The organism is Klebsiella sp. 141153, assembly GCF_032601995.1.
Lineage (GTDB): Bacteria > Pseudomonadota > Gammaproteobacteria > Enterobacterales > Enterobacteriaceae > Klebsiella > Klebsiella aerogenes.
The window spans coordinates 141,154-152,316 of the sequence record NZ_JAQIRJ010000002.1 but is presented as its reverse complement, the minus strand read 5'-3'; the positions used below and the strand labels follow the sequence as shown (position 1 = coordinate 152,316).

The window sequence follows — 11,163 nt, the reverse complement described above, 5'->3', positions numbered from 1 at the left end:
TCAACGCCGGATGGCGGCGCGAACGCCTTATCCGGCCTACGGTAGGTAATACTCTTACTGACTACACGTCCAGCAGCAGACGAGTCGGATCTTCCAGCAGCTCTTTAATCGCTACCAGGAAGCCTACCGATTCACGTCCATCGATCAGACGGTGGTCGTAGGAGAGCGCCAGGTACATCATCGGCAGAATTTCTACCTTGCCATTCACCGCCATCGGACGGTCTTTAATGGCATGCATACCCAGGATGGCGCTCTGCGGTGGGTTGATGATCGGCGTGGACATCAGAGAACCGAATACGCCGCCGTTGGTAATGGTGAAGTTACCGCCGGTCAGGTCATCTACGGTCAGCTTGCCGTCACGGCCTTTCACTGCCAGCTCTTTAATATTCTTTTCGATATCCGCCATGCCCAGCAGGTCAACGTCACGCAGAACCGGAGTCACCAGGCCGCGCGGCGTAGAAACCGCCATGCTCACGTCGAAGTAGTTGTGATAAACCACGTCATCGCCATCGATGGAAGCGTTCACTTCCGGGTAGCGTTTCAGCGCTTCAACCACCGCTTTCACGTAGAAGGACATGAAGCCCAGACGGATACCGTGACGTTTTTCGAACGCTTCGCCGTACTGCTTACGCAGATCCATAATCGGCTTCATGTTGACTTCGTTGAACGTCGTCAGCATGGCGGTAGAGTTTTTCGCTTCCAGCAGACGCTCGGCAACGCGTTTGCGCAGACGGGTCATCGGTACGCGTTTTTCAGAGCGGTGGCCCAGTTGCGCAACCGGCGCCGCAGCAGCGGCTGGCGCTTTCGCTTCAGCTTTCGCCGGCGCGCTCGCCAGATGCTTCTCAACGTCTTCGCGGGTCAGACGGCCGCCAACGCCGGTGCCTTTAATCGCCGCCGCGTCGAGGCTGTGTTCAGCCAACAGGCGACGGATAGCCGGGCTAAGCGCGTCGTTGCTTTGCTCTTCCAGAGACGCTTGCTGACGCTGAGCCGGGGTGGACTCTTTAGTATCAGCTTTCGCATCAGCGGCTTTACCGGCGCTGTTGCCTTCACGCAGGCGGCCCAGAATCTGACGAGACAGCACGGTGGCGCCTTCGTCTTCCAGTACTGCATCCAGAATGCCGTCCGCTGATGCCGGTACTTCCAGTACCACTTTGTCAGTTTCGATTTCGACCAGAACTTCGTCGCGGACTACCGCGTCGCCCGGTTTTTTGTGCCAGGTGGCGACGGTTGCGTCAGCTACGGACTCAGGAAGGTCGGGAACCAGAATATCTACGCTACTCATTGTGTATCCTTTAATTAATCGACGTTCAGCGCGTCATTGACCAGATCTTGTTGCTGTTTCTGGTGAACGGACATATACCCTACCGCCGGAGAGGCGGAGGCCGGGCGGCCTGCATAACGCAGAGAGGCCCCAAATGGAACTACTTCACGAAGGTGGTGCTGGCTGCAGTACCATGCGCCCTGGTTGAGCGGCTCTTCCTGGCACCAGACAAAATCGTGGACGTGCGAATAAGCTTTCAGCGCTTCCTGCACCGCCTGATGCGGGAACGGATAGAGCTGTTCGATACGCACGATGGCGACATCTTTTTGCTCGTTTTTACGGCGCTGTTCCAGCAGGTCGTAGTAAACCTTACCAGAGCACAGTACGACGCGTTTCACGGCTTGCGGATCGAGCTCGTCGATTTCGCCGATAGCCGGCATAAAGGTGCCGTTCGCCAGTTCATCCATGCTGGAAACCGCCAGCGGGTGGCGCAGCAGAGATTTCGGCGACATCACCACCAGCGGACGGCGCATACCGCGCAGCGCCTGACGACGCAGCATGTGATAAACCTGTGCCGGAGTGGACGGTACGCAAACCTGCATGTTCTGCTCAGCGCACAGCTGCAGATAGCGTTCCAGACGCGCGGAGGAGTGCTCCGGGCCCTGCCCTTCATAGCCGTGCGGCAGCAGCATCACCAGGCCGCACATCCGGCCCCATTTCTGCTCGCCGGAGCTGATGAACTGGTCAATAACGACCTGCGCGCCGTTGGCGAAGTCGCCGAACTGCGCTTCCCAGATGGTCAGGGTGCGTGGTTCCGCGGTGGCGTAACCGTATTCGAACGCCAGCACCGCTTCTTCAGACAGCACGGAGTCCCAGACGCGGAACTGGCCCTGGCCGTTGTGTACGTTCTGCAGCGGCGTATAGGTAGAGCCGTTGCTCTGGTTATGGATAACCGCATGACGGTGGAAGAAGGTACCGCGACCGGAGTCTTCGCCGGACAGACGTACCGGAATCCCTTCGTCAACCAGGGTGGCGTACGCCAGGTTTTCCGCCGCGCCCCAGTCGAACGGCTTCTCACCGGCGGCCATCAGCTGGCGGTCGCCGTAGATTTTCGCTACGCGAGACTGCATCTCAACGGTTTCCGGCACCGTACTGATGCGTTTGGCCAGCTCTTGCAGGCGTTTTGGCTCAACTTTATCCGGGTAGCTCTCATCCCACTCATGGTTGAGGTACGGAGACCAGGTAAAGGAGTGCATGTTCATCGGACGCCACTCTTCTACCACGCAATCGCCGGCATCCAGCGCATCGCGGTAGAGGTTAACCTGTTCGGTAGCGTCTTCCAGCGTCGCGACTTTGTCCTGCTCCAGCTTGTCAGCGTAGATTTTGCGCGGAGTCGGATGCTTTTTGATTTTCTGGTACATCAGCGGCTGGGTTGCGCTCGGCTCGTCGGCTTCGTTGTGGCCGTGACGGCGGTAGCACACCAGGTCGATGAAGACATCGCGTTTGAAGGTATTACGGAAATCCAGCGCCAGACGGGTAACAAAAGCGACCGCTTCCGGGTCATCCGCGTTAACGTGGAAAATCGGTGCCTGAACCATCTTACCGATATCGGTGCAGTACGGCGTAGAACGCGCATCCAGCGGGTTGGACGTGGTGAAGCCAACCTGGTTGTTGATAACGATGCGCACGGTACCGCCCACTTCGTAACCACGCGCTTTGGACATGTTCAGAGTTTCCTGAACTACGCCCTGGCCGGCTACCGCGGCGTCGCCGTGGATGGTGATTGGCAGAACTTTGTTGCTGCTCGGCTCGTCCAGACGATCCAGACGGGCGCGTACGGAGCCGATAACCACCGGGCTGACGATTTCCAGGTGCGACGGGTTAAACGCCAGCGCCAGGTGAACCAGACCGCCTTCGGTTTCCATATCGGAAGAGAAGCCCATGTGGTACTTCACGTCGCCGGTGCCGAGGTGTTCTTTATGTTTGCCCGCGAATTCGTCAAACAGGTCCTGCGGTTTTTTACCCAGCACGTTGACCAGTACGTTCAGACGACCACGGTGCGCCATGCCCAGCACCACTTCACGGGTGCCGCTCTTACCGGCGTGACGGATGATCTCTTTGAGCATCGGGATTAACGCATCGCCGCCTTCCAGCGAGAAGCGTTTCGCGCCCGGGAATTTGGCGCCGAGGTAGCGCTCCAGGCCTTCCGCGGCGGTCAGTTCGCTCAGGAAGCGCTTTTTCTCTTCCGCGGTGAAGCTCGCTTTGCCTGCTACTGACTCAATGCGCTGCTGGATCCAGCGTTTTTCTTCAGTAGAGGTGATGTGCATGTATTCCGCGCCGATGGAGCCGCAGTAGGTTTGCTTAAGCGCCGCGATCAGGTCGCCCAGCTTCATCGTGTCTTTTCCGATGGCGAAAGAACCTACGTTATAGCTTTCCTGGAAATCGGCCTCGGTGAGATCGTGGTAAGCCGGATCGAGATCCGCCACTCTCTCTTGCTGCCACAGTCCCAGCGGATCGAGATTCGCCTGCTGGTGACCGCGGAAGCGGTATGCGTTGATGAGCTGCAGGACTTTAACCTGCTTCACATTGGTATCAGGGTCGGATATCGAAGAAGTGTAACGTGAGGCATCCTTCGCCAGTCGACGGAAATAATCACGTGTTTTCGAATGAAATTGATCCGGTTTAACTCCGGTGCCAGGTAACTGCTGGAACATCGAACGCCAGTTGGCGTCAACAGAGTCAGGATCGGTTAAGAAGTCTTCATAGAGCTGTTCTATCCAGCTCTGGTTCGAACCAGAGAGGTAAGAAGAGTCCAGCCAGGCTTTCATTGCGCCGTTCTGCATCGTGATCCCTTAAGCATTTTTATGCTTATTTCGCCGTAGAAACTACCACGCACACCGAGTGCACGTGCCGGGGTTCACTTGTTGCGGACGAGTTGTGGTTTCTATCCGCTAAGGAACCTTTAAAAACTGTCTAACTATCAGGGGCAGTTTTTAGAGGTTTCCTGCTATCTCTATTGCCTGATGGCGCTTCGCTTATCAGGCCTACACATTACTGGTACATCTTGTGGCGGTTTTTAAAGATTTCCTGCTATATCCCCGGCGGCGCTAACGCTTGCCGGGGCTACTGCTTTGGTAGCCCGGATAAGCGCAAGCGCCATCCGGGACAGACCGTGTTGCTTACGCGCTGCGCTGCAACAGCATCGACTTAATATGGCCGATGGCGCGCGTTGGGTTCAATCCCTTAGGACAAACACTGACGCAGTTCATAATGCTGTGACAGCGGAATACGCTGAAAGCATCGCTCAGACCTTCCAGACGCTCGCTGGTTTCGGTATCGCGGCTGTCGATCAGGAAGCGATACGCGGCCAGAAGGCCTGCCGGGCCGATGAACTTGTCCGGGTTCCACCAGAACGACGGGCAAGAGGTCGAACAACATGCGCACAGAATACACTCGTACAGACCATCGAGTTTCTCGCGCTGCTCAGGCATCTGCAGATGCTCGCGAGCCGGAGGATTTTGCCCATTATTCAATAAGTAAGGCTTGATCTTCTCATATTGTGCGTAGAATTGCCCCATGTCTACCACCAAATCGCGGATAACCGGCAATCCAGGCAGCGGACGGATAACAATTTTCTTACCCGGCTGATTCAGCGCGGAGATCGGCGTGATGCACGCCAGACCATTTTTACCGTTCATGTTCAGGCCATCGGAACCGCACACCCCTTCACGGCAGGAGCGGCGGAACGACAGCGACGGATCTTTTTCTTTCAGCTGTATAAGCGCATCCAGCAGCATCATGTCGCGACCTTCTTCCGCGTCGAGGGTGTAATCCTGCATATGCGGAGCGTCGTCAACATCCGGGTTATAGCGATAAATTGAAAACTCGAGTTTCATATTCCTGTCTCCGCATTAATAAGTACGAATCTTCGGCGGGAATGCCGGACGCAGTTTCGGTTCCATGTTGACCGCTCGACGCGTCATGGATTCCGACTCTGGCAGATACAGGGAATGGCACAGCCAGTTTTCATCATCACGTTCCGGGAAGTCGAAGCGGCTATGCGCGCCGCGGCTTTCGGTACGGAAGTTAGCGGATACCGCCGTGGAATACGCGGTTTCCATCAGGTTATCCAGCTCCAGACACTCGACGCGCTGGGTATTGAACTCGCTGGAAGTGTCGTCCAGGCGCGCATTTTTCAGACGCTCGCGGATCTCTTTCAGCTGTTCCAGACCTTTATGCATCGCGTCGCCTTCACGGAAGACCGAGAAGTTATGCTGCATACATTCCTGCAGCGCTTTGCGGATAGCGACCGGGTCTTCGCCGGAACGGGTGTTGTTCCAACGGTTGAGGCGGTCCAGGGAAGCTTCGACATCGGACTCGCTGGCAGCGCGCAGCGCGCCCTGCTCGGCGATGGATTCCTGCAGATGCAGACCCGCCGCGCGGCCGAAGACCACCAGGTCCAGCAGCGAGTTGCCGCCCAGACGGTTGGCGCCATGTACCGATACGCAGGCGATTTCGCCAACGGCGAACAGGCCCGGGATCACCACATCTTCGCCCTTCTCGTTCACGGTCAGCGCCTGACCAGTCACTTTGGTCGGAATACCGCCCATCATGTAGTGGCAGGTTGGGATAACCGGAATCGGTTCTTTAACCGGGTCAACGTGGGCAAAGGTACGAGACAGTTCAAGAATGCCCGGCAGACGGGATTCCAGCACTTCTTTACCCAGGTGATCCAGTTTCAGTTTAGCGTGCGGGCCCCACGGACCATCGCAGCCGCGGCCTTCGCGGATTTCGATCATGATGGAACGCGCCACCACGTCACGACCCGCCAGGTCTTTCGCGTTCGGCGCATAACGCTCCATGAAGCGCTCGCCGTGTTTGTTCAGCAGGTAACCGCCTTCGCCGCGGCAACCTTCGGTGACCAGCACCCCTGCCCCGGCGATACCGGTCGGGTGGAACTGCCACATTTCCATATCCTGCACCGGAACGCCCGCGCGCAGAGCCATACCGACGCCGTCGCCGGTGTTGATGTGGGCGTTGGTGGTGGATTGATAAATACGGCCTGCGCCGCCGGTCGCCAGCACGGTAGCGCGGGCTTTGAAGTACACCACTTCACCGGTTTCGATGCACAGTGCGGTACAACCAACCACCGCGCCGTCCTGGTTTTTCACCAGATCGAGGGCATACCATTCGGAGAAGATAGTGGTGTGGTTTTTCAGGTTCTGTTGATACAGGGTGTGCAGCAGCGCGTGACCGGTACGGTCGGCCGCCGCCGCGGTGCGTGCCGCCTGCTCGCCGCCGAAGTTTTTCGACTGGCCGCCAAACGGACGCTGATAAATACGGCCGTCATCAAGACGGGAGAACGGCAGGCCCATATGTTCCAGCTCAAGAATCGCTTCCGGGCCGGTCTTACACATATATTCGATGGCGTCCTGGTCGCCGATATAGTCCGACCCTTTTACGGTGTCGTACATGTGCCATTCCCAGTTATCTTCATGGGTATTACCGAGCGCGACGGTGATGCCACCCTGCGCGGAAACGGTATGGGAACGGGTAGGGAAAACTTTAGAGAGCAGCGCACAGGTCTGTCCGCTCTGGGAAATCTGCAGCGCCGCGCGCATACCTGCGCCGCCGGCACCAATTACAACTGCATCAAATTCTCTGACTGGCAATTTCATTACACACCCCACACCACAACAAATCCATAAAGAACGTAAGCCACCAGCGCCACAACGATAATCAGTTGCAGAACTAAGCGCACGGCCAGTGGTTTAACGTAGTCCGTCAACACCTGCCACATACCGATCCAGGCGTGAATCAGGATGGAAACGAGAGCCAGCAGGGTAAAGACTTTGGTGAACGCGGAGGAGAAGAATCCGGTCCAGATTTCCCAGGAGATCTCACCGGAGGTGGCGAAGAAGCCAACCATGTAGATGATGTAGAGGGTCAGAACGATGGCGGTAGCACGGACCAGAATAAAGTCATGTACGCCGTTGCGTCCCAGTGCTGAGGCGTTGCTTACCATACGAGGACTCCTGCGAGAAGTGAAAGCACGACAGTAATAACAAAAGAAATTTTGGCGGAGCGTGTCCCTGCTTCGAGGGTTTCTTCCAGATAGCCAAAGTCCATCAGCAGATGGCGGATACCGACAACGGCGTGGTAAGCCAGCGCGGTGAGGATGCCCCACATGATGAACTTCACGAAGAAGCTATTCATGATGGAAGCGGCCGTCAGGAAGCCCTCCGGAGAGGAAAGGCTGGTGCCCAGCAACCAAAGCAGAATACCGACCGCCACAAAAGTGATCACACCGGATACGCGATGGAGAATGGACGCTATCGCCGTGATTGGGAATCGAATCGTTTGTAGATCCAGATTGACAGGTCTTTGTTTTTTCACATTTCTTACCATGAATAACGCCCACATGCTGTTCTTATTGTTTCCTTCCTCCGGTCTGCTTGCGGGTCAGACAGCGTCCTTTCTATAACCAGAAGTCATGTTAAAACCCCTTTCCAGGAGTAAAAGCGTGACCAAACAACGCTGGGTGGCTCGGGATTGCAGGGTGTTCCGGAGACCTGGCGGCAGTATAGGCCGTTCACAAAATCATTACAATTAACCTACATATAGTTTGTCGGGTTTTGTCCGGAACAGTGATCAAGGTCACGATTACAACATTATTTTAAATTTTAATCACCTGATTTGACAAATATTAAACATTCTTGTTACAACCATTACTAGATTAATGCAATAATGCCCAAAAGTTATGGGGTCACTCTTTCACCTGAGAATAAGTTATGTAACAGTGTGATGGTATTGACCGATGTAATCAGGACAGTTATTAGTGGTATACAGGTTTTAATATTCGGGCTGCTAAAACGCTGATTTGCTGCCGTTTCACTCCCGGGCTGAAGACGTACCATCAAGCGCCTGCGCTCTGTACCCTGCAATTTTCGCGACACAGAGCTGTGAGCAACATAACAATCTGGTAACGTAGTCAGGTTCGGGCCGAATGCAAATCCACCACCCGGCAGTCTTAAGCAATAAAAGGCGCTAAGGAGACCATAAATGTCTGATGCTAAAGCAAAAATCACCCTGGGTGGTGACACTGCTATTGAACTTGATGTGCTAAAAGGCACGCTCGGTCAGGATGTTATTGATATTCGTAGTCTTGGTTCAAAAGGTGTCTTCACCTTCGACCCCGGTTTCACTTCAACAGCCTCGTGTGAATCTAAAATTACTTTTATCGACGGCGATGAGGGGATCCTGCTGCACCGCGGTTTCCCGATCGATCAGCTGGCTACCGAGTCAAATTATCTTGAAGTGTGCTACATCCTGTTGAACGGCGAAAAACCGACTCAACAGCAGTACGACGAATTCAAAACTACCGTTACCCGCCACACCATGATCCACGAACAGATTACCCGTCTGTTCCACGCGTTCCGCCGCGACTCTCACCCGATGGCGGTGATGTGCGGTATTACCGGCGCGCTGGCGGCGTTCTATCACGACTCCCTGGACGTAAATAATCCACGTCACCGGGAAATCGCCGCCTATCGTCTGCTGTCCAAAATGCCGACCATGGCAGCGATGTGTTACAAGTATTCTATCGGCCAGCCTTTCGTGTATCCGCGCAACGATCTCTCCTACGCGGGTAACTTCCTGAATATGATGTTCTCCACGCCGTGTGAAACCTACGAGGTTAACCCGGTGCTGGAACGCGCGATGGACCGTATCCTGATCCTGCACGCTGACCACGAACAGAACGCATCAACCTCTACCGTCCGTACCGCAGGCTCTTCCGGCGCTAACCCGTTCGCCTGTATCGCTGCGGGTATCGCCTCCCTGTGGGGACCGGCGCACGGCGGCGCCAACGAAGCCGCGCTGAAAATGCTGGAAGAGATCAGCTCCGTTGAACACATTCCGGAATTCGTGCGCCGCGCGAAAGACAAGAATGACTCTTTCCGCCTGATGGGCTTCGGCCATCGCGTGTACAAGAACTACGATCCGCGCGCCACCGTTATGCGTGAAACCTGCCACGAAGTGCTGAAAGAGCTGGGCACCAAGGACGATCTGCTGGAAGTGGCGATGGAACTTGAGCATATCGCGCTCAACGACCCGTACTTCATCGAGAAGAAACTGTATCCGAACGTCGATTTCTACTCCGGCATCATCCTGAAAGCGATGGGTATTCCATCCTCGATGTTTACCGTCATCTTCGCGATGGCGCGCACCGTCGGCTGGATTGCCCACTGGAACGAAATGCACAGCGACGGTATGAAAATTGCCCGTCCGCGTCAGCTGTATACCGGCTACCAGAAGCGCGATTTCAAGTCCGATCTCAAGAAGTAATTTTAACCCTGTCGGGGTGAGCAATAAAAAAATCGGGGATCTTCCCCGATTTTTTTATTTAAACGTGCAAATAAATTTTAATCGCTCAACAACTGGCATTAGTGCTGGCAGCCGGGGCACCAGTAAAAGGGTCGCGATGACAGCATCGTTTTCTCAATGATGCTGCCGCAGCGTTCGCAGGCCTCACCCTCGCGATGAAAGACCTTAAAGCGGAACAGCGCGCCATGATGTTTGTTTTCATCCACCTGGCCGCGGGTACGGTAAGAAAGGCGCGGGATATCCAGCAGCGCGTGCGCCAGCGCATCGAGCTGCGTTTCATTGAGCTCGGCGGCTTTATGCTGCCCGGTCAGCCCCACCTGCCACAGGATCTCTACCCGCAGATAGTTCCCGAGCCCGGCGAGAAACGCCTGGTCCAGCAACAGGCCGGAAAACTGGCGATTGCGAAATTTCGCCGATAACAGCCGCTCTCTGACCTGCCCGGCGGTTAACGTCATATCCAGCACATCCGGCCCGACCCGTTGTAAAAACGGATGATGGGCCAGCTGTTGCGCCGTCAATATCTCAATCTCCGAGGCGCTATAGAGCAAAATCGCCTTGCGTGCGGTCTGCAGTCTGACGCGCAGCACGCGGTTCGATTGCGGCTCAACGCCGGCATCCACCACGCGCCAGACGCCATATAGCTGGTTATGGCTATACAGCGTCAATCCGCCGGAGAAGTGGGTTAACAGGGCCTTGCCGCGGGTGGTGATATGGGTCACCCGCTGGCCAATCAACTGGCTTTGATAGGGTTGCAACTGTGGAAAGGCGAACCAGGCTTCGGTTAACGGTTCGCCTTTGATAGCCGCCTCCAGGTTATCCGCCGCGCGGCGGATCTCCGGGCCTTCAGGCATAGTTTCGTCCTTTTGTTAGTGCGTGGCGCCGCCGCCAATTTTGACATCGTCATTCTGTTCAAGAGCGACGGCAATTGCCGTTTCCAGCGCCGCGCGTACCGTCGCGACCGACATACTCGCCTCGCCAGGGTGGGCCGCCGCCTGTTCAGGCAGATACGGAATATGGATAAAACCGCCCTTCTGCCCGCTTTTTCCCTGCAGCTGATGCAGCAAACCATACATCACGTGATTGCAGACAAAAGTGCCCGCGGTTTGCGACACCGAGGCCGGGATCCCCTGCTGGCGCAGCATGTTAACGATCGCTTTGATCGGTAGCTTGCTGAAGAAGGCCGCGGGACCGTTTGCGACGATCGGCTCATCGATCGGCTGCTGGCCTTTATTGTCGGGGATCCGCGCATCATCGACGTTGATAGCCACACGTTCGACGGTAATATCGACACGGCCGCCGGCCTGCCCGACGGCAATCGTTAGCTGCGGTTGATAGGTTTCAAGCGCGGCGTTCAGCACCGTTAGCGCCTCGCCGAACACGCAGGGTAACTGTTTAGCCACCACCTGCTGCCCGCGAATAATCACGCCATCAAGCTGCTTAACCACTTCCCATGAAGGATTAACCGTTTCGCCGCCGAACGGCTCAAAACCGGTAATTAATACGCCAGCCATCATCCC

The 11,163-nt window shown here is 55.8% G+C and carries 10 protein-coding genes; 2 read left to right on the top strand and 8 right to left on the bottom strand.

The genetic code is table 11. From position 1 onward, the window contains the following. Positions 1–61: 61 nt before the first annotated feature. The 6 genes from odhB to sdhC form a co-directional block, all read right to left on the bottom strand. Entirely contained in the window at positions 62–1,282 is a 1,221-nt protein-coding gene (odhB, locus tag PGS10_RS03700; RefSeq protein WP_020079338.1) for a 2-oxoglutarate dehydrogenase complex dihydrolipoyllysine-residue succinyltransferase, read from the bottom strand. A 14-nt stretch (positions 1,283–1,296) separates the two neighbouring features. Further along, a complete protein-coding gene (gene sucA / locus PGS10_RS03695; protein ID WP_047049217.1) occupies positions 1,297–4,104 on the bottom strand; it encodes a 2-oxoglutarate dehydrogenase E1 component in 2,808 nt (935 codons plus the stop codon). A 336-nt stretch (positions 4,105–4,440) separates the two neighbouring features. Beyond that, entirely contained in the window at positions 4,441–5,157 is a 717-nt protein-coding gene (gene sdhB / locus PGS10_RS03690; RefSeq protein WP_020079339.1) for a succinate dehydrogenase iron-sulfur subunit SdhB, read from the bottom strand. Positions 5,158–5,172: 15 nt separating this feature from the next. Then, positions 5,173–6,939, bottom strand: coding sequence for a succinate dehydrogenase flavoprotein subunit (gene sdhA, locus PGS10_RS03685; protein WP_032707635.1), 1,767 nt, complete (start codon positions 6,937–6,939; stop codon positions 5,173–5,175). Further along, entirely contained in the window at positions 6,939–7,286 is a 348-nt protein-coding gene (gene sdhD, locus PGS10_RS03680) for a succinate dehydrogenase membrane anchor subunit (RefSeq protein WP_015367674.1), read from the bottom strand. The genes sdhA and sdhD overlap by 1 nt, the downstream gene beginning before the upstream one ends. Continuing rightward, a complete protein-coding gene (sdhC, locus tag PGS10_RS03675) occupies positions 7,280–7,684 on the bottom strand; it encodes a succinate dehydrogenase cytochrome b556 subunit (protein WP_020079340.1) in 405 nt (134 codons plus the stop codon). The genes sdhD and sdhC overlap by 7 nt, the downstream gene beginning before the upstream one ends. A 324-nt stretch (positions 7,685–8,008) precedes the next feature. Between sdhC and PGS10_RS25180 the strand changes: the two genes are divergently transcribed. Both PGS10_RS25180 and gltA read left to right on the top strand, forming a co-directional pair. Next, on the top strand, positions 8,009–8,140 hold the full coding sequence (locus PGS10_RS25180) for a hypothetical protein (protein WP_418268990.1): 132 nt from the start codon (positions 8,009–8,011) through the stop codon (positions 8,138–8,140). Positions 8,141–8,323: 183 nt separating this feature from the next. Further along, complete coding sequence (gene gltA, locus PGS10_RS03670) at positions 8,324–9,607, top strand: citrate synthase (protein WP_015367676.1); 1,284 nt, start codon at positions 8,324–8,326, stop codon at positions 9,605–9,607. A gap of 98 nt (positions 9,608–9,705) precedes the next feature. Here the strand turns inward: gltA and nei are convergent, their stop codons facing one another. Next, positions 9,706–10,497 (bottom strand): endonuclease VIII, encoded by a 792-nt coding sequence (nei, locus tag PGS10_RS03665; RefSeq protein WP_047049221.1) that lies wholly within the window; start codon positions 10,495–10,497, stop codon positions 9,706–9,708. A 15-nt stretch (positions 10,498–10,512) separates the two neighbouring features. Then, a complete protein-coding gene (gene pcp, locus PGS10_RS03660) occupies positions 10,513–11,157 on the bottom strand; it encodes a pyroglutamyl-peptidase I (RefSeq protein WP_316422456.1) in 645 nt (214 codons plus the stop codon). Between the last annotated feature and the right edge of the window lie 6 nt (positions 11,158–11,163).